Origin of the sequence: Hymenobacter nivis (assembly GCF_003149515.1) — a bacterium.
Lineage (GTDB): Bacteria > Bacteroidota > Bacteroidia > Cytophagales > Hymenobacteraceae > Hymenobacter > Hymenobacter nivis.
Genome location: NZ_CP029145.1, coordinates 4,427,094 through 4,450,037, shown reverse-complemented (window position 1 = coordinate 4,450,037; position 22,944 = coordinate 4,427,094). Strand labels below are relative to the sequence as shown.

The window sequence follows — 22,944 nt, the reverse complement described above, 5'->3', positions numbered from 1 at the left end:
GGCCAGCGAGGCCGAAAATAACAACGCCCGCCCCGGCCAAAGCCAGGGCGGGCGTTACCCGTTGCAAGGGCCCTGGGGGCCCTAGGCGCTGGCGCCTTCGGCCAGCACAATCACGCTGTTGCGCAGCACTTCCACCACGCCGCCCTCTATACGGAACGTGTCGCGGCCGGCAGCGCCGGTTAGCGTCACGTCGCCGGCCTTCAGGGCGGCAATCAGCGGGGCGTGGTTGTTCAGCACTTCAAACGAGCCGTCGGCCCCCGGAAAGTTGGCCGATATCACTTCGCCTTCGAACACCTTGCGGTCAGGGGTGATGATTTCTAAATGCATAAGCAATGAATGTATTGTCAAACTGGAAGAAAAACGTCGTGCTGAGCTTGTCGAAGCATCTCTCCCGCAGCAGCAATCAATATTACTTGCGCGGGAGAGATGCTTCGACAAGCTCAGCATGACGTTCCGCTTGACGTTTGTTATTTATTTGGCTTCGGCGATGAGGCGCTCGCCTTTCACCACGGCGTCCTCAATGGTGCCCACCAGGTTGAAGGCGGCCTCGGGCAGGTGGTCGTACTTACCGTCGATGATTTCGTTGAAGCCGCGGATGGTATCCTTGATGTCCACGAGCACGCCGGGCAGGCCGGTGAACTGCTCGGCCACGAAGAACGGCTGCGAGAGGAAGCGCTGCACGCGGCGGGCGCGGTTCACGGTCTGCTTGTCCTCCTCGCTCAGCTCGTCCATGCCGAGAATGGCGATGATGTCTTGCAGCTCCTTGTAGCGCTGGAGCAGCTCCTTCACGCGCTGGGCGGTGTTGTAATGCTCGTCGCCGAGCACGTCGGCCGAGAGGATGCGCGAGGTCGAGTCCAGCGGGTCCACGGCGGGGTAGATGCCCAGCTCGGCAATTTTGCGGCTCAGCGTCGTCGTGGCGTCCAAGTGGGCAAAGGTGTTGGCCGGGGCCGGGTCGGTCAAGTCATCGGCCGGCACGTACACGGCCTGCACCGAGGTGATGGAGCCGCGCTTGGTAGAGGTGATGCGCTCCTGCATGGCGCCCATTTCGGTGGCCAGCGTGGGCTGGTAGCCCACGGCCGACGGCATGCGGCCCAGCAGCGCCGACAGCTCCGAGCCGGCCTGCGTGAAGCGGAAAATGTTATCGATGAAGAACAGAATGTCGCGGCCGGCACCGGTGCCGTCGCCGTCGCGGAAGCTCTCGGCGATGGTCAGGCCCGACAAGGCCACGCGGGCGCGGGCTCCGGGGGGCTCGTTCATCTGGCCGAACACCAGGGTGGCCTGCGATTTTTCCATTTCGGCCATGTCCACCTTGCTCAAATCCCAGCCACCTTCCTCCATTGAGTGCTTGAAATCAGCGCCGTAGCGGATGATGTCCGACTCGATGAATTCGCGCAACAAGTCGTTGCCCTCGCGGGTGCGCTCGCCCACGCCGGCAAACACCGACAGGCCCGAGTAGGCCTTGGCGATGTTGTTGATAAGCTCCTGGATGAGAACGGTTTTGCCCACACCGGCGCCGCCGAACAGGCCAATTTTGCCGCCCTTCACGTAGGGGGCCAGCAGGTCGATTACTTTGATGCCGGTGAAGAACACCTCCGACGTGGTGGCCAGGTCCTCGAACGCCGGGGCGTTGCGGTGGATGGGCAGGCGGGCGTCGCTCTTGGGCTGGGGAATGCCGTCGATGGCGTAGCCAATAACGTTGAACAGGCGGCCTTTCACGCCGTCGCCGGTAGGCATCGAAATAGGGGCCCCCAAGTCGCGTACCTCGGTGCCGCGGGCCAGGCCCTCGGTCGAGTCCATGGCAATGGTGCGGACTCGGTCTTCGCCCAAGTGCTGCTGGCATTCGAGCACCACCACCTGGCCGTTTTCTTTCGTCACTTCCATCGCGTCGAAGATATTCGGGAGCTTGGTGCCCTCCCCAGCGAAGCTTACGTCCACGACGGGGCCGATAATTTGGGTGATTTTGCCGGTGTTCGCCATTGTGTTTTTTATATAGAAGAGATGAAGCCGCGAGTTTTCAGGCCGCAAAATTACGCCAGCGCCGCCGCTTTTCCAACCCCGCACACGGGCGCTGGGGGCCCTGGTTTTGGCCCGAGGAGCCGCGCCGGCAAGCTGAAAATCAGCTGGTAGGCCCAGGGCACCCACCTTTCGCAAAAGGCACCTCCCAAAGCAGGCAAGATTTTTTTTGGCAAAAACTTGCTTAGAATCGAATGGCTCGTACATTTGTAGTCCCAAACAGCCCCGGCCCACGGGGAAACTGTCCGATGGTGTAACCGGCAACACGCTTGATTTTGATTCAAGAAAGTCCAGGTTCGAGCCCTGGTCGGACAACGACAAAGCTCACGTAACACAAGCGAAAGGCGCTGGCTTCTCTTTTTAGAGAGGTCGGCGCCTTTCGCTTTTTACCTCCCGCCCCGCCGGACGCGCGCGCTTCCCGCCTTCCCCGTATACAACCACTTCTTTACGCCGTCCCCCATGTCCATGAAGCAAGTAAGAATTTTTGCCGGCAGCGCCTCGTGCGAGTTGGCCGCCGGCATCGCCGCCGCCTACGGCCAGCCGCTGGGCGACCTTAGCATCCAGCGCTTTGCCGATACCGAGATGGGGCCCAGCTTCAACGAGAGCGTGCGAGGCTGCGAGGTGTTCTTGATTCAAAGCACGTTTCCGCCGGCCGAAAACCTGATGGAGCTGATGCTGATGGTGGACGCGGCCAAGCGTGCCTCGGCCCACAAGGTGAACATCGTGATGCCCTACATGGGCTACGCCCGGCAAGACCGCAAGGACAAGCCGCGCGTGAGCATTGGGGCTAAGGTGGTGGCCAACATCGTCCAGAGCGTGGGCACCGACCGAATGATGACCTGCGAGCTGCACGCAGGCCAGATCCAGGGCTTTTTTGACATCCCGGTGGACCACCTCGACGGGGCCACCGTGACGGCGCCCTACATCAAGTCGCTCAACCTGGAGAACCTCATCTTTGCCTCGCCCGACGTGGGCGGCGTGGTGCGCACCCGGGCGTTCGCCAAAAAATTCGGGGCCGAGATTGTGGTGTGCGACAAGATGCGCCTGCGGGCCAACGAGATTGCCTCGATGCAGGTAATTGGCGACGTAACGGGCATGAACGTGGTGCTGGTGGACGACATGGTGGACACGGCCGGCACCATTTGCAAAGCCGCCGACCTTCTGATGGAGCGCGGGGCCCTGTCGGTGCGCGCCGTCATCACGCACCCGCTGCTCAGCGGCCCGGCCCACGCGCGCATCCGCGCCAGCGCCCTCACTGAGCTGGTAGTAACGGATACAATTCCGCTGCGCGAACCCAACGAGAGAATCCGGGTGATTTCGGTAGCCAATTTGTTCGCCCACGCCATCCGCAACGTGGTCACGCATGAGAGCATCAGCTCGCTGTTTGTGTAATAAACCAACGCGTAGGGCCCCAGCCGGTGAATAACCGCGCTAGGGCCCTTATTCTTTTGATATTGTGCGGGCTACCGCCTCCAGCGGCCCCACCGGCCCCACCGGCGCCAACACAAAAGGCCGCCCAATGCAACGTTGGGCGGCCTTTTCAATTAGCTAAAAACAAGCCGTGTTATCCTCAGACTTTCACGTCATAGCGGTCGAGCATCATCACCTTGTCCCACGCCTTCACAAAAGCATTCACGAAGCGCTCATGCCCATCACTGCCGGCATAAACTTCCGCGACCGCGCGTAAATGACTGTTGGATCCGAACACAAGGTCAGAACGCGTTGCTGTAAAGCGTTGCGCGCCCGTCGTGCGGTCGTCGAGCGAAAAGGTCAGTCCCTTCGCGTCCGTTTTCTTCCACTCGAAGTCCATACTTGTGAGTACGGTAAAGAAGTCGTTAGTCAGCACGCCGACGCGGTCGGTGAAAATGCCGTGCGCAGAGCCGTCGTAGTTGGCATTCATGGCCTTCAGGCCACCCATTAGTGCCACCCACTCCGGTGAGGTAAGCGAGAGGAGCTGCGCTTTATCGAGGAAAAACTCCTCCGGGGCCACTCCCTGCGAAATCTGCTCGAACCCTTCATCGAGGTAGTTGCGAAACCCGTCGGCCACGGGCTTTAGCCACGTGAACATCTCGATATCGGTGAGCTCCTGAGTGGTGTCGCGCCGGCCTGGCGTGAAGGGAACAGTAATTGTTAAGCCCGCATCAGCTGCCGCTTTCTCGAGCGCAGCGCAGCCCCCTAACACGATGAGGTCGGCGAGCGATACTTTTTTACCGCCCGTGTGTTGGCCATTGAACTCCTCCATTACTGTACGTAATGCCGCGATTACCGGTACCGTCCGGCGATTGACCGACCAATCCTTTTGGGGGGCCAGCGCGAGCCGCCCGCCATTGGCGCCGCCCCGCTTGTCGCTGCCACGAAAGGTTACTGCGGCGGAAAAGGCGGTGAAGACTAGGTCGGAAACTGAAATATCCGATGCCAAAACTGACTTCTTAAGCACTGTGATGTCCGCCGCGTCGACCAAGGCATAATTGGACACCGGAATGGGGTCCTGCCAGAGCAAGTCATTTAAGTTAACCTTCTCAGAGCCGAGGTAGCGCTCCCGCGGCCCCATGTCGCGGTGGGTCAGCTTGTACCAGGCCTTGGCGAAGGCCAGGGTGAATGTATCGAAGTCGTTGAGGAATTTCTCGCAGACCCGGCGGTAGTCGGGGTCCACTTTCAAGGCGATGTCGGTGGTCATCATCATCAGGGCATTCATCTGGCCTGGGATGTGGGCATCGGGTGTTTTGGGCGCGCTCTTGTCGGTCGGGGTCCATTGTAGCGCACCGGCTGGGCTCCTAGTCTGCTCCCAATCGAACTTGAATAGGTTTATAAGATAGTCGTTGTCCCACTGGGTCGGGTTTGGCGTCCAACTGCCCTCGATGCCGTTGGTCATCGTAAATTCAGCGTTGCCCGTACCCACGGGGTTGTGCCAGCCAAATCCCATTGCCTCCATCGGCGCAATCTCGGGCGGGGCTCCGATTTCGGACGACTTAACCATGCCGTGGCTCTTGCCGAAGGCATGACCGCCGGCAATCAGGGCTACGGTCTCCTCGTCGTTCATGGCCATGCGCGAGAACGTAATGCGGATATCACGCGCCGAGCCCATTGCATCGCCCTTGCCGTAGGGGCCTTCGGGGTTCACGTAAATAATGGACGAGTGGGAGGCTGCCAGCGGGTTTTCGAGGTCATAGTCCGCGTCGCCATTTTGGCCGCGCCACCGCTTGTCGCGCATGACCATGCTGTCGTACGAGGTCACATTTTTGGCATCCCACACCTCAGGGCCCCAATAAGTGGAGTTATCGGCCTCCCAAGCGTCGTGACGCCCCCCGGCGAAACCGTAGGTGGGGAAGCCCATGATTTCCATGGCACAGTTGCCGGTCAGTACAATCAGGTCGGCCCAGGAAAGAGCGCTGCCGTACTTCTGCTTAATGGGCCATATTAGGCGGCGCGACTTATCGGTGTTACCATTGTCCCACCAGCTGTTGATGGGCGCGAAGCGCATCAGCCCCTCACCAGCGCCGCCTCGGCCGTCGGCGATGCGGTAGGTGCCGGCGGAGTGCCAAGCCATCCGAACCATCTGCGGGCCATAATTGCCGTAATCAGAAGGCCACCAGGCGACCGAGGTGGTCAGCAAGGTATTAATTTCCTGCTTCAGCACAGCTAGATCGATAGCATTGAAGGCTTTGGCGTAGTCAAAGCTTTCGCCGAGCGGATTGGCCCGCGGGCCGTTATGGTGAAGTAGCTCAACCCTTAACCGATTAGGATACCAGTCGGACAATGTGGGTGGCGTTCCTTCCACACCACCGATGCTGTCGCCGCCGAAGGGGCACTTGCCGGCCATTTCAAATGTTTTGGTGTCGGTTTTATCGCTGCTTATGCTGTGCATTATGGCTTTTTTTGAAATTAAATACTGCTAGCCAAACGCGGGTCTTGGCTTAACTGTTCTGCCCTTTGACTCACTAATTCTTATGCATGTATAACACAAAAAAGGCGCTTTCTTCTTGTTCATTCTTACCAAACCTTCTCGCGATGCCCGCTCCTTTGTGACTGGTTGTGCCTTCACATATATCATTTATTAGGCAGAAGAAAAGTATTAGGAAGAAAAAAGGGAGGCATTAAGAAGCCCGCAGAATCGGCACTGTACCTGCCAACCGGCCGCCACGCGGCTGTGAGCCCTTGGGCTGTTGTAGCCACCACTCGCGCAAGGGGCTGGATTATAGATCTGACCACGGACCAGATGACGCCGTCAAACGACCTTGCAGCTTAAGAATAGCTATGCTATGCTTAAATTTTAGTTAAATCACTACCAGCCGGTTTTTTGCGGGTTGTTACGCAGGCTGCCTCCCTACCCCCAGAAAGCTACGGCGACCAGCAACCTCAGAAATCGGCCTTCTGGGTGCCGCAATGGCATACCTGTTCAGGCGCACGCTGATCCGTCCCTGTGATGCCATCGACTAGCCCACTTCCTTTTTATCCATCTCCTTGCCGCTAACGGACGTCATGTTCGTCCAAGTGCCATGGCGCGTCCCAGCAGCCTCGCACACACTGGTCCACAGATGGCTAGCCCTACTTCACCACGGTTTCGGAGGGCCCCGGGCAGGCCGGAGACCTGGTGGGGCCGTAGGGTGCGGCGCTGTAGCGGGTGCGCTGCGTCGGGATGGGGTATTTCTTGCCCGCGCTGGCACCCTTGGGCGTGCAGATGGCTGTGAACAGCTGCGTGCCGGCGCGCCTGGCCACGTACACCTCCTGCTTGCTTGATGCAGTGCGCCTGGACGTGGGTGGCCGCCGGCGGGGCCTGGGCCAAGCGGGCCGCTGCCCGGCCCCAGCAGCCAAGCGATAAAAGTAAATCTATTCATGGTCAAGGTGTTAATGGCGAAAAATACAGTCAACTCCTTGCGGGTAGCCACAGGGCCCCACAGGTAGGGCCTCCATTTATATGTGGCCCCGAGGTAGCAAATCCAGCAGCGATTCCGTACCTTTGCGCCCCGTTTGGGGCTGATTGTCAGCCTGGGCGGGTTTCTTATTTTTTGTTCCCAAAAACTTTTTTTATGAAAAGCCTCGAGATTGTAGGGTTTAAAAGAGCGAATCTCGGTAAGACGGATGCCAAGGCCCTGCGCCTGGATTCGCAAGTGCCGTGTGTGTTGTATGGCGGTGCCGAAACGGTGCACTTTTCGGTGCCCGCCATCCTGTTCCGCGAATTGTTGTATACCCCCGAGGCCCACATCGTGGACCTGAACGTGGAAGGCGCCATATACCGCGCCATCGTGCAAGATGCGCAGTTCCACCCGGTGAACGAAATGCTGCTGCACGTCGATTTCCTGGAGCTGGAAGACGGCAAAGAAGTGAAAATGGATATTCCGATCAAGTACGTAGGCGTGTCGCCGGGCGTGCTGGCCGGCGGCAAGCTGGTGAGCGTGCTGCGCAAGCTGAAAGTGCGCGCTACGGCTGAGAACCTGCCCGACTACGTGGAGGTGAACATCAGCGGTATGGAGCTGGGCAAATCCATTAAAGTGTCGGCCGTGGAGACCAACAACTTCGCGATCCTTACCAACCCCCTGGCTCCGATTGCCACCATCGCCATCCCGCGCGCCCTGAAAGGCGAGCTGGCCGCTGGCAAGTAAATTACTGATTTAAACTGATTTGCCGCGATTCCGCTGTTTCCAGCGGGATCATAAAATCATCCGAAAAAGGCGCTTCTCCGGAAGCGCCTTTTTCTTTGCCAATTATTCCCTTTTTCTCCTCTTCCGCGGCCAACCAGCAAAATCACGGTTAATCCGTTTAATCAGCGATGAAAATCCTAGTCCTTGCCCTGGGCAACATTGGCCCCGAATACGCCCACACGCGCCACAACATCGGGTTCATGGTGGCCGATTACTTGGCCGCAAAATTCGACGCGCCGCGGTTTGAAGTGGGCCGCCACGCCTTCACCACCGAAATTAAAAGCAAGGGCCACACCTACGCCCTCGTCAAGCCCACCACCTTCATGAACCTGAGCGGCAAAGCCGCCGCACACTGGCTCAGCACCTTGAAAGTTCCGGCAGAGAACATGATCGTCGTCACCGACGACCTGGCCCTGCCCTTCGGCAAGCTGCGTCTCAAGGGCCAGGGCTCGGCCGGGGGCCACAACGGCCTGAAGGACATTCAAGCCACGCTCGGCACCGACGTGTACGCGCGCCTGCGCTTCGGCGTCGATGCCAACTTCCCCAAGGGCCGGCAGGTTGATTACGTGCTCGACCCGTTCAGTAGCGACGAACGCATCGAGCTGCCCACGCACATCGAGAAGGCCGCCGATGCCGTACTGGCTTTTGGGGCCCTGGGCCTGGAGCGCGCCATGAATGCGGTGAACGTGAAATAACGAATGGGGCCCCCACGGTACGCAGTTGCGCACCGTGGGGGCCCCATTCGTTATTTGTTAAATTATCCTATTAATTGATGCCGCTGCCGTTGCGCACCGGTTTGCCGGGCTGCATCAGCGCCAGGCTGCCGTCGGCATTTTCGGCCATCAGCAACATGCCCTGACTTTGAATGCCTTTGAGTTCACGGGGCAGCAAATTAAGCAATACCTGCACCTGCTGGCCAATTAATTCTTCGGGCGTGAAATGCTCGGCGATGCCGCTCACAATGGTGCGCTGCTCCAGGCCCACATCGACGATAAGCTTGAGCAATTTCTTGGTTTTGGCTACCTTCTCGGCCGCTACCACGGTGCCCACGCGCAGGTCCATTTTCTGGAAATCGTCGAAGCTAACCTCGGGCTTGGCCTCTGCTACCAACGAGTTAGCCAGCAAGTTGGCTTGCTTGGTATCGAGCAGCTTTTGCACCTGCGCTTCCACCGTAGCGTCCTCAATTTTGGCAAACAGCAGGGCCGGCTCGCGTAACTGGTGGCCGGCCACCAGCGCGTTGGGGCGGCCCGCAGTGGCCCAGGGCCCGGCCTCAAGGCCGAGCATGGCGCCCAATTTCTCCGCCGATTCGGGCAGGAAGGGCCCCAGCACGGGCACCAGGGCAGCCGCAATTTGCAGGGCCACGTGCAGCACGGTACCGGTGCGGGCCACATCGGTTTTAATTAGGTGCCAGGGCTGGGTATCGGCCAGGTATTTATTGCCGAGGCGAGCCAGATTCATTACCTCGGCCAGCGCGTCGCGGAAGCGGTAATTTTCAATTAATTCGCCAATTTTGGCTGGAAATGCCGCCAGTTGCCGCAACGCATCCTGGTCAATCTCCAAAAATTCACCTGCAGCCGGCACCTGGCCTTCAAAGAATTTGTGCGTGAGCACCACCGCCCGGTTCACAAAATTGCCCAGCGTGGCCACCAACTCGTTGTTGTTGCGCGCCTGGAAGTCCTTCCATGTGAAGTCGTTGTCCTTAGTTTCAGGCGCGTTGGCGCACAGCACGTAACGCAGCACATCGGCCTGGCCGGGGAAATCCTGCAAGTATTCGTGCAGCCACACCGCCCAGTTACGCGACGTGCTGATTTTGTCGCCTTCCAAATTCAGGAATTCATTGGCGGGCACGTTGTCGGGCAAAATATAGCCGCCGTGCGCCTTCAACATGGCTGGAAAAATAATGCAGTGGAACACAATGTTGTCCTTGCCAATAAAGTGCACCAGCTTACTGCCCGCGTCTTTCCAATATGTTTCCCACTCGTCGGGAAACGCCTCTTTAGTGGCCGAAATGTAGCCGATGGGCGCATCGAACCACACGTACAGCACCTTGCCCTCGGCCCCGGGTAGCGGCACGGGCACGCCCCAATTGAGGTCGCGCGTTACGGCGCGCGGGTGCAAACCTTGGTCGATCCACGACTTGCACTGGCCGTACACGTTGGTCTTCCAATCGTTTTTGTGGCCCTCAATAATCCATTCACGCAGCCAGGGCTCGTACTCGTTGAGCGGCAAAAACCAGTGCTTCGTATCGCGCAGCACCGGCTGTGCCCCGCTGAGCATGCTGCGCGGATTAATTAATTCGGTGGGGCTGAGCGACGTGCCGCACCGCTCGCACTGGTCGCCGTAGGCGTTTTCGTTGCCGCAGTTGGGGCAAGTACCCACAATGTAGCGGTCGGCCAAAAACTGTTGGGCTTGCTCGTCGAAATATTGCTGCGTGGTTTGCTCAATAAACTTGCCGTCGCGGTAAAGTTTGAGAAAAAAGTCGCTGCTGACGGCGGCGTGCGTGGCCGAAGAGGTGCGCGAATACACATCAAACGATACGTTGAAATCACGAAACGAGTCACGAATAAGCGTGTGGTATTTATCAACTACCTGCTGGGGCGTAATGCCTTCTTTTTGGGCCCGAATGGTGATGGGAACTCCGTGTTCGTCGGAACCGCAAATAAATTTCACGTCGCGCCCCGCCGCCCGCAGGTAGCGCACGTAAATGTCGGCGGGAAGGTATACGCCGGCCAGATGGCCGATGTGTACAGGCCCGTTGGCGTAAGGCAAAGCTGCCGTAACAGTGTAGCGCTGAGGAAGAACAGCCATAAAAGCAAAGGTTGAAAATAGCAATTGAACTGCGTTGCAGGCAGGAAATATTAATTTCCAAGGCGCAAGGACAAACGATTAACTAAGCAGCACAAAAAAAATGGGAGTGAATTCAATTAAAAACTTTAACAAAACTATTTATGCCGGTATTTAAATTTTATATTTGGCCTCAATTAGTGGCAAAACACCGAAGCTTCTACCCTGTTTGGTGCGGGCGCACATTTCATTCACTCTTTTTTCATCATGAAAAAACCTGCTCCATCCGTTAAAGCGGAAAAAAAAACCAAACGCACGCCGGCCGAAAAAACCCAGCAAAAATCAGAAAAAGCCGCTAGCAAAGCCAGCGCCGAACTGACCGACGACCGGGCGGATAAAAAAGCCAACCAGAAAAAGTCACTGCGCTCTGCCGCTAAGCAGTTGCAGAAAGAACTCGACGGCCGGATGAACGAAGTAGTGGCCCGCATCCGCAAAGAAACGAAAGCCAAGCTGAAGGAAGTGGTGCGCGAAGCCACCCGCCGCCTAGACGGCGACACGGAGCGCATGTTTGAGCAGGCGCTGCACACCATCATGCAACACTACGATGCCCCCGCGCCCACCGGCGACGCCACTGCCGGGGCCCCCGCTACCCTCAAAAAGAACAGCAAGGATAGCAAAAGCAGCAAGGTGAGCAAAGATGCCGCGCCGCGCAAGTCGCCCGCCAGCACGGCCGCCGCGCCTGCGGCCGCTACCCCTACCGAAGCAACCGAAACCGCACCAGTAGCCGCCGCGCCCGCTCCAAAGAAGCGGGGTCCCAAGCCCGCCGCCGCAGTTGCCACTCCCGCCGCCAAGCGTGGCCCCAAAGCCGCCGCCGCGCCCGCTCCAAAGAAGCGGGGCCCCAAGCCCGGCACGCCGGCCACCGGCGCCAAGCGCGGCCCCAAGCCCCGCGCCGAGCAAGCCGCCCCCGAGCCGAAAGCTACAGACCTGCTGAACTCGTCGAACGGCGCCAGCACTGGCGAGGTTAGTAAATAAGCGCCCGGCATTGCCCGCCAAAAAGCCGGCCCGCTGCTTCCCTTGCGAAGCGGCGGGCCGGCTTTTTGGCGGGCGGGGGCCCCGGCTTGGCTACGGCTGGCGGCCCAGCGTGTCGCCCTCGTAGCGGATACGGCGGATGCGGGTTTCGGGCGTGGTGGTGTTAGCCGAGTTAGTGCCCAGGGTTTCGATGCGCTGGCGGGAGTTGATGTCGGCGGCCTGCTCGCCCAGGTGCACGCGGCCGAGCGTGGCGTCGGGCACGGCCCCGCCCGAGGCGCCGTACCCACCGTTGCTGTTGTAGATGGCGCGGCGGTCGGCGTCGGAGTTAACGACGGTGGGCGTCACGCGGGGCGTAGCCAGTTCGGAGGTTTGCTCGGTGGCGGTGCAGGCCCCCAGGCCGGCCGCGGCGCCCAGGCACACAAGCAGTCGAAGTAGTTTCATAATTCCAGGATGACGCAAGACGGCCGCCCAGAGCTGGGCGGCCGTTGCTTCAAACGCGGCGCGGGACCAAGGGGTTGGGCCCCGGCTACGCGGCTACCGGGACCATGGCCCCCAGCACGCCGTCCCACAGGGCTAGGCGGGCCTCCAAGCTGCGCTGGGCCACGTTTTGGGCGGCTTGCCAGCGCAGCGAATCATCGGCGCACAGCTCGCGCACCATCTGCTGAGCCAGGGGCGTGTGCACCTCCTCGTCGAGCTGAATATGGCGGTCGAGGTAGTAAACGAACGTGTCAAGCTGGCCGGGAAACTGGGTTTGCAACTGCCCCACCAGTTGCCGGAACATGTCGGGAATCAGGTCTTCGCGGCCGTAGGTAAAGGCGGCGGCCACCGCGTGCGGCTGACCGGCCCCGATGATGTCAAAAGTGGTGTTCACAAACTGCTGTACCGACGCGGGGGCCCCGGCGGCGTCCAGGGCGGCAGCCACCGACTGGCCGGTGGCCAGCGCGGCCAGCAGCCGCTCGATGGGCGCGGTGTCAGCCCCGCAATCGCGCATGGCTTGCAGGTACAACTCGAAGTGGCTAGTAGGGCGGCCCTGCGGGTCCACGTCCGATTCTTCCTCCAGCACAATCGAGTTGATGAGGCGGCGGGTTGCGGGGTTGGCCGTGGGGAACCAGGGCAGCGTCACGCAGGTCAGGTCACGCTGCAAAGCTTTCAGCAGCGACATGAAATCCCACACCGCAAACACGTGGTGCGACATGAACAACTGCAAGTCGTCGAGGGACTGAATTTGGTGGTAGAGGCCGTGGGCCAGCAGGCGCTGGCGGGTGGGCAGTAAGCCGGCTTGCAAGGCTTCGGTGGTATTGGGATTAGGCGACATGGATAGCAGCGAATAAAATGGATGACTTAGGGTTGTAAAATCCCGCCGGGGGCCCTAATTGTTTACCTGGGCCCCGGCGGGCCTATGCAAAATCCGCCCCTGCGCAGTGGGCAGAAACGGCTTTTACGGCAAGCTAAAGGAACGGCTCAAAAAGCTACTTTTTCTCGAATACCATCGCGTTGCCATCCATGCAGTACCGCTCGCCAGTGGGCTTGGGGCCGTCGCTGAACACGTGGCCGAGGTGGCCGCCGCACTTGGCGCACACAATCTCGTCGCGGCTCATGCCAAAGCTCTCGTCCGACTTCACCTTCAAGCTGGCATTGGTGGCCGGGGCCCAAAAGCTGGGCCAGCCGGTTCCCGAGTCAAACTTAGTGGCCGAGTTGAACAGCAGGTTGTGGTCGGCGGCGCAGTAGTAGGTGCCAGCGGCGTGGTTGTCGTGGTACTTGCCCGTGAACGGCCGCTCGGTACCCCCTTCCCGCAGAATGTAGTACTGGTCGGGCGTGAGTTGCTTGCGCCATTCGGCGTCGGTTTTTTGGATGGGGTACTCGCCGGGCTTGCCCGTGGCAGCGGCGGGCCTGGGGTAGGTGCCGGGGGCCGCCGTTTGGCCCTTGGGCGTGGCCAGAGCCACGGCGCCGGGCCGCTGCTGCGAGCAGGCCGCGTTGAGGGTGAGGGCGGAAACGACGAAAAACAATAATGCGGAGCGCATGGGAAAGGAGGATTGATTTTAACGGGTGAAGCTTGAACGGCTCAACATACGGAGTTCGGTCCCGGTTCGGTCGGTGGGGGCGATGGCAAACGGGCCGGGAACCTTCCGCCTCAGTTAATCAATTTAAAGCTGCCACCTTGGCTGCGCGGCCGCTTGCGGCGACGGCTGGGGGTTAAGACTTGATTACCACAAGGATTTGCCGTCTTTTTTTCCGTACCTTTGCCCCCGCAAAAACCTAATTTCATGGCCCAGAACATTCGCAATATCGCCATCATTGCCCACGTTGACCACGGCAAGACTACGCTGGTAGATAAGATTATCCACGCCTCCAAAGTTTTCGACGCCCACCAGCACTTCGACGACCTCATCCTCGACAACAACGACCTGGAGCGCGAGCGGGGCATCACCATCGTTTCCAAAAACGTGTCGGTGCGCTACAAAGATGTCAAAATCAACATCATCGACACCCCGGGTCACGCCGACTTCGGCGGCGAGGTGGAGCGGGTGCTGAAGCTGGCCGATGGCGTACTGCTACTCGTGGATGCCTTTGAAGGGACCATGCCGCAGACGCGCTTCGTGCTCGGCAAAGCCATCGACCTGGGCCTGAAGCCCATCGTGGTGGTGAACAAAGTGGACAAAGAAAACTGCCGGCCCGACGAGGTGCACGAGCAGGTGTTCGATCTGATGTTCAACCTCGGCGCTACCGAGGACCAGCTCGACTTCGTGACGCTGTACGGCTCCTCCAAGCAGGGCTGGATGAGCACCGACTGGAAGCACAAGACCGACAACCTGATTCCGCTGCTCGACGCCGTAGTGGCCTCCATTCCGCCCGCGCCGGTACTGGAAGGCACGCCCCAGATGCAGATTACCTCGCTCGACTACTCGTCGTTCGTGGGCCGCATCGCTATCGGCCGCGTGCACCGCGGCACTTTGAAAGAAGGCACCAACATGAGCCTGATGAAGGCCGACGGTACCATCAAGAAGGTGAAAATCCGCGAGCTGCACGTGTTCGAAGGCCTCGGCCGCGTGAAAGTGGACGAAGTGAGCAGCGGCGAAATCTGCGCCGTATCGGGCATCGAAGGCTTCGACATTGGTGATACGCTGGCCGACGCCGACAACCCGGAGGCCCTCGAGCGCATCAGCATCGACGAGCCGACGATGAACATGCTCTTCACCATCAACAACTCGCCGTTTTTCGGCAAGGAAGGTAAGTTCGTGACCTCGCGCCACTTGCGCGATCGGCTGTTCAAGGAAACCGAGAAGAACTTGGCCCTGCGCGTGGAAGCCACCGACAAAGAAGACACTTTCCTAGTGTTCGGCCGCGGCATCCTGCACTTGTCGGTGCTGATTGAAACCATGCGCCGCGAAGGCTACGAAATGCAGGTGGGCCAGCCCCAAGTGCTGTTCAAAGAAGACGAAAAAGGTAAGCGTACCGAGCCCATCGAATTGCTAGTGGTGGACGTGCCCGAGGAGTCGGCCGGCAAGGTGATTGAACTGGTGAGCATGCGCAAGGGCGAAATGACCATCATGGAACCCAAGGGTGACTTGCAGCACTTAGAATTCAGCATCCCGTCGCGTGGCCTCATCGGCTTGCGCAACAACGTACTGACCGCCACCGGCGGCGAGGCCATCATGAACCACCGCTTCATGGATTACGAGGAGCACAAGGGGCCCATCCCCGGCCGCATCGCCGGCTCGCTGATTTCGTTGGAGACGGGCCCCGGCACGGCTTACACGATTGACAAATTGCAGGACCGCGGCTCGTTCTTCGTTGACCCGGGCGAGGAAGTATACGGCGGCCAGGTAATCGGCGAGCACACCCGCCCGAACGACCTGACCGTGAACATCCAGAAAGGCAAGAAGCTGACCAACATGCGCGCGTCGGGCACCGACGACAACGCCAAGATTGTGCCCAAGCGCCAGTTCTCGCTGGAAGAAGCCATGGAATACATCCAGAAGGACGAGTACCTGGAAGTGACGCCGAAGTCGATCCGGATGCGCAAGATTCTGCTCGACGAAAACGAGCGCCTGCGCTACGCCAAAACGGCCGAGTAGGCCACTAGCATTTTTTTAAGAAAGGGGCGCGGCTTTGGCCGTGCCCCTTTTTATTTTTCCTGATGCTACTTTTCGTTTTATGAATCCCACCCCGCTGCACCAATTCGCTCAGTACTTTACCGGCGCTAATGCCGCTGCCGCTGAGCGGGTAAGCGCCCGGCTGGCCCTGGTGCTAGCCGACCCGGAAGCGTACCAAATAGAGTTTATCGAGGAGTTGGCCGAGCGGGGCATGGCCGGGGCCCTACCCGCGCAGGAACTGCGCGACGTGGCCCTGCTCGACGCCCTGCTGGCCGAAGACCTGGCCTGGGAAGGCGACGAGCAAGATACCCCCGCCGAGCTTGCGGAGGCCCTGAACGACATCCTGGCGCAGCAGGGCCAGGGCCTGGCCTTGGCCCCCGGGGCCCTGGCCAGCCACCGCGGCGCGGGCCCTGAGCAGCTCGATGCCGTGCAGGATGCGCTAGAGCCGCTGGGCCTGGCGTTGGTGCTGTTTACGCTCGACAGCGACTCGTATCCTTTGGGCGTAGTGGCCGATGCGCAGGCGGAGGTAGCCCGCCAGTTGGCCGGGGCCCTGGGCTTTGGGGTAGTTGTATATTAACTTAAAGGCCAAGCCTGGGGGCCCAAACAAGGCCCCGCGCAGCTGGTTGAGGAACCGGGCCCGGTACTGCGGGGCCCGTTTTTTTATTTCACGCCCCCCCCCCTTTACTACCGCCATGGACCGCGCCACTGTCACCGAGAAAATCATTTCTGCGAAAGTAAAAAATGGCCTGCGCTGGGCCGACGTGGCCCAGCAAATGGGCCTGAGCAAGGAGTACGCCACCGCCGCCCTACTCGGCCAGATGAAGCTGACCGCCGACCAGGCCGCCGTGGCCAAGCACGTGTTTAGCCTCGACGACGAGGAAACCGCGTGGCTGCAGATTGTGCCCTACAAAGGCTCGCTACCTACGGCTGTGCCCACCGACCCGCTCATCTACCGCTGGTACGAGCTGGTGAACGTGTACGGCCTCACCATTAAGGAGCTGATTGGCGAGGAGTTTGGTGACGGTATCATGAGCGCCATCGACTTTTCGATGGCCATCACCCGCGAGCCCAACCCCAACGGCGACCGGGTGAACGTGGTGCTAAGTGGTAAATTTTTGCCCTACAAGTCGTATTAGCCGGTGCGCCAAACGGCAGGCAGGCCGTAGCTTTCGGGTCGAATTAGTTTAATATGCCCCGCACTGTACCCCTGCTGAAGTCCCTGGCCGCCGCCCTGCTGCTGCTGGCCACCCGGCCCGCCGCCGCGCAAGCCCGCCACGAGTACTTGCTCGATGCCGACTGGAAGTTCACGAAGGGCGACGTGCCCGGCGCCGCCAGTCCCACCTTCCGCGACGCGAAATGGCAGACGGTGCGCGTGCCCCACGACTGGGCCATTACGGGGCCCTTCGACGGCAACAACGACTTGCAAGCCGTTAAGGTTGAGCAGAATAACGAGGCCAAAGCAACGCTGAAAGCAGGCCGCACGGGTGGCCTGCCGTTCATCGGTACGGGCTGGTACCGGCGGCGGCTGGCGGTGCCGCAGTTCGGGGCCGGCCAGCGGGCGGTGCTGCTCTTCGACGGGGCCATGAGCAACGCCCATGTGTTCGTGAACGGTAAGGAAGTGGGCTATTGGCCCTATGGCTACAACTCGTTTTCGTTCGACATCACGTCTTTTTTGAGCCCCGACGGTAACAACACGCTGGCCGTGCGGCTGCAAAACCAGCCAGAAGCCTCGCGCTGGTACCCGGGGGCCGGGCTCTACCGCAACGTGCACTTGGTGGTGACCGACGACGTGCACATCCCGGTGTGGGGCACGTACGTCACCACGCCCGAAATCACGGCGGAGCTGGCCAAAGTGCGGCTCAAAACCAAGGTAGAAACTCCTGACGGAGCCTTCCAGCCGCTGCGGCTGCAAACCGAAATCCGCGACGCGGCCGGGCAGGTAGTGGCCACCACCACTACCATGCTGGCGGCCACCAACGGGCTGGAATTCGACCAGAACCTGCTGGTGCCCACGCCCAAGCTGTGGGCCCCGGAAACCCCAGTTTTGTACACCGCTTCCTCGAAACTCTACGCCGGCGACGCGCTGAAGGACGAGTATAGCACGCGGTTTGGCATTCGCTCGTTCAAGTTCGAGGCTAATAAAGGGTTCTCGCTGAACGGGCAGCCGCGCAAGTTCAAGGGCGTGTGCAACCACCACGACCTGGGGCCCCTGGGCGCGGCTGTGAATACGGCCGCCCTGCGCCGGCAGCTGACACTGCTGAAGGACATGGGCTGCAACGCCATCCGCACCTCGCACAATATGCCGGCCCCCGAGCTGGTGAGCCTGTGCGACGAAATGGGCTTCATGCTGATGGTGGAAGCCTTTGACGAGTGGAAAACGCCGAAAGTAAAGAACGGCTACAGCCAGTATTTCGACGAGTGGTCGGAGCGTGACATCGTGAACATGGTGCACCGCGACCGCAACCACCCCTCGGTGATTATGTGGAGCATCGGCAACGAAGTGCCCGACCAGAGCATGCCTGGCGGCAACAAAATCGCCAAGCACCTGCAAGATATTTGCCACCGCGAGGACCCCACGCGCCTAGTGATGGCGGGCATGGACCGCTTCGACGACGACTTCAAGAACAACTTTGCTTCGGTACTCGACGTGCCGGGCTTCAACTACAAGCCGCACCGCTACGCGGAAGCGTTCGGCAAACTGCCCCAGGGCTTTCTGTTCGGCTCGGAAACAGCTTCGACAGTCAGCTCGCGGGGCATATATAAATTCCCGGTGGTGAGGGGCAAAGACAAGAAGTACGACGACAACCAGTCGTCGTCGTACGACCTGGAGGCCTGCAACTGGTCGCAAACGCCTGACGAAGAATTCGTGGCCCAGGACGAGTTGCCCTACGTGATGGGCGAGTTCGTGTGGACCGGCTTCGACTACCTCGGCGAGCCCACGCCTTACGACGAGAAGTGGCCTTCGCACAGCTCCATGTTCGGGATGCTGGACCTGGCCACCATGCCCAAGGACCGCTTCTACCTGTACCGCGCCCGCTGGAACACCGCCGCCGTTACCCTGCACCTGCTGCCGCACTGGACCTGGCCCGGCCGCGAAGGCCAGCCTACGCCCGTGTTCTGCTACACCAATTACCCCTCAGCCGAGCTATTTGTGAACGGCCAGAGCCAGGGCCGCCAAACCAAGGGGCCCTCCGACCAGCCCCAAACGCGCTACCGCCTGATGTGGAACAACGTGAAGTACGCCCCCGGGGCCCTAAAAGTAGTGGCCTACGATGCCCAGGGCAAAGCCGTGGCCGAGGAAACCGTACACACTGCCGGCAAACCCGACCATATCCGCTTGGTGGCCGACCGTACTACCCTCGCCGCCGATGGCCAGGACCTGGCCTACGTCACGGCCCGCGTGGAAGACGCCCAGGGTAACCTCTGCCCCGCCGCCGCCACCGAGCTGAAGTTTACCGTGAGCGGCGCCGGCACCTTCCGCGCCGTGGGCAACGGCGACCCCACTAACCTCGAACCCTTCCAGAAACCCCAGATGAAAGCCTTTAGCGGCCAGGTGATGGCCATCGTGCAGGCCGGCGACAGGGCCGGGGCCCTACGGCTAAAGGCTACCGGCGCGGGCCTGAAGAGCGGTAGCTTGGAGTTGAAAACGGCGAAGGCAGAAGCAGGGTAGGCAGGATGTACGGGTAGCGGCAGGGCGCTTAGTAGTAACTTGGCCATCATTGGTTAGGTCGGTGGCGCTTCGCTTAAAGCGCATTCTAGCCGGCATAGCTTGCTGCATTCAGAAGTTAAATTCACCTCCTAATCACGACGTCATGAGCGAAGAATTCAATGACGCGCAGCAAAAAGAACGAAACTGGGGTACCGCTACTCCCGAGGAGCTTCGGGCTGAGATGAAAAGGATGCGGGACGACTTGACCAAGAAGGTAGATGCCTTTATTAAAACCCTAGACGGTTGCGCGCGGTCCGTCGAGCATTCCAACCCGCCCGGTACCAACGCCTCCAAGCCAATTGACACTAATGAGGCATCAAGCTCCTAAGAAGTAGAGTTAGAACGGTCATACTCATCTGGCGTCCACGTAGTGAAGCATCTCTCCCGCTTCGCTGGGGCTATTTAATGAAGCGGAAGTGATGGTTCACTACGTGGACGCCAGATGAGCATGACCGCCGAAAAGGGCTTATAACTAACTCAAACAGCTTCTTAAGCCTTTTCCTGGCGCTGACGCACGACCTCGAAGGCCAGCACAGCCCCGGCTACGCTCACGTTGAGAGAGTCGATGCGACCCATCATGGGGATGATGATGGTGTCGTCGCAGGCGGCTTGGGCGGCGGGCGTCAGGCCGTCGGCTTCGGTGCCGAGCACCAGGGCGGTGGGGCCCCGGAAATCGCACTCGGTATAGGCGTGGGCCCGGAGCGTGAGGGCGGCGGCGTAGGTGCGAACGCCCTGGTCTTTCAGAAATGCCAAAATATCTGCCAGCGGCGCGGCCACCAGCGGCACCGTGAACACGCAGCCAATGCTGGCCCGGATGGCGTTGGGGTTGAACAAATCGGTGCGCGCGTCACCGATGAGCACGGCGTCGACCGGGGCGGCGTCGGCGGTGCGCAGGATGGCGCCGAGGTTACCGGGCTTTTCCACGGCTTCCAACACCAACACCAGCGGGTTGGGCGGTAGGCGCAGCGAGGCCAGGGTACGGGTGGGCGTGTGCAGCACGGCCAGCACGCCGTCGGAGCCCTCGCGGTAAGCCAGCTTTTCGAACACCGGGCGCGTAAGTTCCAGCCACTCGGGCCGGCCGGCTTCGGCGGCAAACAGATCTTGCAAGGCCCTGGCGGTGGGCGCGCCGGCCAGCTCGGGGCAGGTGTAAAGGGCAGCCACGGCCACGCCTGCGCCCACGGCAATAGTGAGCTCGCGCAGGCCTTCGACCAGGGTGAGGCCTTGGGCGCGGCGCTCGGCGGCTTTTTGCTGGAGGCGCGCCAGGGCCTTGACGCGAGGATTTTGGAGGCTGCTAAGGCGGTCGAGCGGGGCAAACGGCATGGCGCGAAGGTAAGGCGTACCTTCGCCGTGGGGCCGCCGGCGGGCCCTTTCCCGCCCGGCCCCGTCCGCATGTCCCTTCGCCCCGACACTAAGTTTGCCCTGGGCTTTGCCGGGGCCCTGGCGGTACTGCTGCTAAGCGGCATGGCGGCGCTACTCAGCATCCAGGGCTTGCAGCAGCAAACCCAGCAGGTGCAGCACACCTACCAGGTGATGCAGGAAACCGACGCCGTGAATGCCGTGCTGCGCGACGCCCAGGCCGGCGTGCGCGGCTACCGCCTCACCGGCGACACGGCCTTTTTGCGCACTTACTACAAGGCCGTACACCAGCTGCCCGGCCTTCAGGCGGGTGTGCGGCGGCTCTCGCAGGGCCACCCCACCCAGCAAGCGCGCCTCGACTCGCTACGGGCCATGGTGGACCTGGAGTTCCGGGTACTGCGGCCGCTGGCCAACCCCGACGCGGCCCTCAGCCACGCCGACCTGCTCACGGCCCTCAATACCGACCGCCTCACAATGCGGGCGGCACGCATCATTTTCCGGCGGGTGAAGGGCGAGGAGTTGCGGCTCCTGGACCAGCGCAGCGCCTCGCAGTCGGTGTTTGAGCGGGCTGCGCCGCGGGTGGTGGGTGCTGCGGGTGTGCTGGCCATGGGGCTAGTGGGCTGGCTGCTGTTGCGCATCACCCGCGAGCTGCGCGATAACCGCCGCCTGCAAGCTGAGCTGGCCGCCGTGAACGCCGACGTGGCCCGGCGCATCGGCGCCATCCGCGACCTGGCCGAGCAGGTGGTGCGGGGCGACTACACGGTGAAGATTGCCGACGCCGCCGCCGACGGCCTCGGCGACCTCGCTGCCCTGCTCAACCAAATGACCCAGAGCCTCGACCAGAGCTTCGAGGCCCTAGCCCTGCGCAACCGCGAGCTGGACCAGTTTGCCTACGTGGCCTCGCACGACCTGCGGGCCCCGCTGCGCGGCATTGCCACGCTGGTGAAGTGGCTTGAAGAAGAGCACGCGGCCGAATTTTCGCCCGAAGTACGCACGTACTTCAACCAGGTGAAGGGCCGCCTGGGCCGCCTCGAAGACCTCATCAGCGGCTTGCTAGCCTACGCCCGGGCCGGGCGCGTGGCCCGCGTGCCGGCCCCCACCGACGTGGGGGCCCTGCTGCGCGAAGCCGCCGAGCTGGTGGTGCCACCCGGCTTCGTGCTGGACCTGCCCGCCGACCTGCCCACCTTCCGCACCGACCGGCTAGGCTTGCAGCAGGTGTTCACCAACCTGCTCGACAACGCCGTGAAGCATCACGAGGGCCCCGGGGGCCATATTACCGTGCACAGCCGCGACGCGGGCAACCACTACGAGTTTGCGGTGACCGACGATGGCCCGGGCATTGCCGCGGCCCACCACCAGAAGATTTTCCAGCTCTTCCAAACCCTGCGCGAGCGCCACACCGCCGCCGAAAGCACCGGCATCGGCCTCAGCATCGTGAAGAAGCTGGTGGAGGAGCAGCCCGGTAGCGTGCGCGTGGAATCGACGCGGGGGCAGGGCGCAACCTTTATTTTTACCTGGCCCAAGGAAGCCGAGGCCCCCGCGCCGGCCGCCCGGCCGCCGGGGCCTGGTGCAACGCTGTGCCCGGCCCCGGTGCTCTCGTCCTAGGCGGTTTCCGTATACAATTAAAAATAATGGCGGTGGTATAAAACAGGATGGTACGGCAAATTACCCGAAGGGCTTCGTAGGGCCACTCTTGCCAAATAACAGCAGCTCCGGGTCATCATAAGAGTGGTTCGACAACGGAAAAAGTTGCTGGATCACCCCGTTTTAGACCACCACCATCATTTTTAATTACTGCCGAAGGTGTACATAAACCTGAGAACTGCTGTAGCCAGCGGGCGGGTTCATCGGGCCCCCATTGTTTGGCTTTTTCTTTCCCTTAAAATTCCTCCGCCATGCGCTCCGTACTGCTGATTGAAGACGATATTTTTGACACGATGACGGCGCAGAAATCCTTCGCCCGCTTCAGCGTGCCCCACACCCTGCACACGGCCTTCAACGGCGAGGAGGCCCTCGACCTACTGCTGGGCCGCCAGGGCCAAACCGCCCTAAGGCCCCTGCCCGAGGTCATCTTGCTCGACCTGAACATGCCCCGCATGAACGGCGTCGAGTTCCTGGCCGAACTGCGCGCTGACCCCGCGCTGCGCGACATCCCGGTGTTCGTCACCACCACCTCGGGCATGGACGCCGACCGCGCCGCCACCGAGGCCCTGGGCGTGCACGGCTACATCCTCAAGCCCCTCGATTTCGAAACCAGCTCCGACCTCATCGACAGCCTGAGCCTGCTGGAGCACCTGCTAAAGTAAGGCCGGCCGCCTTG

At 61.0% G+C, this 22,944-nt stretch carries 20 protein-coding genes and 1 tRNA gene; 12 read left to right on the top strand and 9 right to left on the bottom strand.

The window, feature by feature from the left end; genetic code table 11:
- Nucleotides 1-81 precede the first annotated feature (81 nt).
- Nucleotides 82-327, bottom strand: a complete 246-nt coding sequence (atpC, locus tag DDQ68_RS19815) for an ATP synthase F1 subunit epsilon (RefSeq protein WP_109657849.1) — start codon at nt 325-327, stop codon at nt 82-84.
- Nucleotides 328-471: 144 nt separating this feature from the next.
- Nucleotides 472-1,977, bottom strand: a complete 1,506-nt coding sequence (atpD, locus tag DDQ68_RS19810; protein WP_109657848.1) for a F0F1 ATP synthase subunit beta — start codon at nt 1,975-1,977, stop codon at nt 472-474.
- A gap of 278 nt (nt 1,978-2,255) precedes the next feature.
- Here atpD and DDQ68_RS19805 point away from each other — a divergent pair.
- Nucleotides 2,256-2,328 (top strand) — tRNA-Gln (locus tag DDQ68_RS19805).
- Between the two features lie 150 nt (nt 2,329-2,478).
- The gene (locus tag DDQ68_RS19800; protein WP_109657847.1) at nt 2,479-3,405 is read left to right on the top strand and encodes a ribose-phosphate pyrophosphokinase; all 927 of its coding nucleotides are present in this window, start codon (nt 2,479-2,481) and stop codon (nt 3,403-3,405) included.
- 178 nt (nt 3,406-3,583) lie between these two features.
- Here the strand turns inward: DDQ68_RS19800 and katG are convergent, their stop codons facing one another.
- The gene (katG, locus tag DDQ68_RS19795; RefSeq protein WP_109657846.1) at nt 3,584-5,878 is read right to left on the bottom strand and encodes a catalase/peroxidase HPI; all 2,295 of its coding nucleotides are present in this window, start codon (nt 5,876-5,878) and stop codon (nt 3,584-3,586) included.
- A gap of 680 nt (nt 5,879-6,558) precedes the next feature.
- Complete coding sequence (locus DDQ68_RS23120) at nt 6,559-6,825, bottom strand: hypothetical protein (RefSeq protein WP_162550264.1); 267 nt, start codon at nt 6,823-6,825, stop codon at nt 6,559-6,561.
- Nucleotides 6,826-7,040: 215 nt separating this feature from the next.
- Here DDQ68_RS23120 and DDQ68_RS19790 point away from each other — a divergent pair, with 215 nt between their 5' ends.
- Nucleotides 7,041-7,613, top strand: coding sequence for a 50S ribosomal protein L25/general stress protein Ctc (locus tag DDQ68_RS19790; RefSeq protein ID WP_109657845.1), 573 nt, complete (start codon nt 7,041-7,043; stop codon nt 7,611-7,613).
- A 167-nt stretch (nt 7,614-7,780) separates the two neighbouring features.
- Entirely contained in the window at nt 7,781-8,347 is a 567-nt protein-coding gene (gene pth / locus DDQ68_RS19785; RefSeq protein WP_109657844.1) for an aminoacyl-tRNA hydrolase, read from the top strand.
- 70 nt (nt 8,348-8,417) lie between these two features.
- On the opposite strand, the gene metG is transcribed toward pth, so the two are convergent.
- Nucleotides 8,418-10,460, bottom strand: a complete 2,043-nt coding sequence (metG, locus tag DDQ68_RS19780) for a methionine--tRNA ligase (protein WP_109657843.1) — start codon at nt 10,458-10,460, stop codon at nt 8,418-8,420.
- A gap of 243 nt (nt 10,461-10,703) precedes the next feature.
- Between metG and DDQ68_RS24330 the strand changes: the two genes are divergently transcribed.
- Complete coding sequence (locus tag DDQ68_RS24330; protein WP_109657842.1) at nt 10,704-11,468, top strand: hypothetical protein; 765 nt, start codon at nt 10,704-10,706, stop codon at nt 11,466-11,468.
- A 90-nt stretch (nt 11,469-11,558) separates the two neighbouring features.
- On the opposite strand, the gene DDQ68_RS19770 is transcribed toward DDQ68_RS24330, so the two are convergent.
- The 3 genes from DDQ68_RS19770 to msrB form a co-directional block, all read right to left on the bottom strand.
- Nucleotides 11,559-11,906: a hypothetical protein gene (locus tag DDQ68_RS19770; protein ID WP_162550263.1), complete on the bottom strand. Its 348-nt coding sequence runs from the start codon at nt 11,904-11,906 to the stop codon at nt 11,559-11,561.
- A gap of 85 nt (nt 11,907-11,991) precedes the next feature.
- The gene (locus tag DDQ68_RS19765; RefSeq protein ID WP_109657840.1) at nt 11,992-12,780 is read right to left on the bottom strand and encodes a DUF3050 domain-containing protein; all 789 of its coding nucleotides are present in this window, start codon (nt 12,778-12,780) and stop codon (nt 11,992-11,994) included.
- A gap of 154 nt (nt 12,781-12,934) precedes the next feature.
- Nucleotides 12,935-13,486, bottom strand: coding sequence for a peptide-methionine (R)-S-oxide reductase MsrB (msrB, locus tag DDQ68_RS19760; RefSeq protein ID WP_109657839.1), 552 nt, complete (start codon nt 13,484-13,486; stop codon nt 12,935-12,937).
- A gap of 243 nt (nt 13,487-13,729) precedes the next feature.
- Between msrB and typA the strand changes: the two genes are divergently transcribed.
- From typA to DDQ68_RS19735, 5 genes are all read left to right on the top strand, one after another.
- Entirely contained in the window at nt 13,730-15,541 is a 1,812-nt protein-coding gene (gene typA / locus DDQ68_RS19755; RefSeq protein ID WP_109657838.1) for a translational GTPase TypA, read from the top strand.
- A 79-nt stretch (nt 15,542-15,620) separates the two neighbouring features.
- Complete coding sequence (locus DDQ68_RS19750) at nt 15,621-16,136, top strand: DUF6630 family protein (RefSeq protein WP_109657837.1); 516 nt, start codon at nt 15,621-15,623, stop codon at nt 16,134-16,136.
- Nucleotides 16,137-16,251: 115 nt separating this feature from the next.
- Nucleotides 16,252-16,695, top strand: a complete 444-nt coding sequence (cynS, locus tag DDQ68_RS19745) for a cyanase (protein WP_109657836.1) — start codon at nt 16,252-16,254, stop codon at nt 16,693-16,695.
- A gap of 53 nt (nt 16,696-16,748) precedes the next feature.
- On the top strand, nt 16,749-19,229 hold the full coding sequence (gene galB, locus DDQ68_RS19740) for a beta-galactosidase GalB (RefSeq protein ID WP_109657835.1): 2,481 nt from the start codon (nt 16,749-16,751) through the stop codon (nt 19,227-19,229).
- A gap of 142 nt (nt 19,230-19,371) precedes the next feature.
- Nucleotides 19,372-19,596 (top strand): hypothetical protein, encoded by a 225-nt coding sequence (locus tag DDQ68_RS19735; protein ID WP_109657834.1) that lies wholly within the window; start codon nt 19,372-19,374, stop codon nt 19,594-19,596.
- Nucleotides 19,597-19,757: 161 nt separating this feature from the next.
- Here DDQ68_RS19735 and DDQ68_RS19730 read toward each other — a convergent pair whose 3' ends face one another.
- Nucleotides 19,758-20,588, bottom strand: coding sequence for a TrmH family RNA methyltransferase (locus tag DDQ68_RS19730; RefSeq protein WP_109657833.1), 831 nt, complete (start codon nt 20,586-20,588; stop codon nt 19,758-19,760).
- A gap of 69 nt (nt 20,589-20,657) precedes the next feature.
- Here DDQ68_RS19730 and DDQ68_RS19725 point away from each other — a divergent pair, with 69 nt between their 5' ends.
- A complete protein-coding gene (locus DDQ68_RS19725; protein ID WP_109657832.1) occupies nt 20,658-22,229 on the top strand; it encodes a sensor histidine kinase in 1,572 nt (523 codons plus the stop codon).
- A 290-nt stretch (nt 22,230-22,519) separates the two neighbouring features.
- On the top strand, nt 22,520-22,930 hold the full coding sequence (locus tag DDQ68_RS19720) for a response regulator (RefSeq protein WP_109657831.1): 411 nt from the start codon (nt 22,520-22,522) through the stop codon (nt 22,928-22,930).
- Nucleotides 22,931-22,944 lie beyond the last annotated feature (14 nt).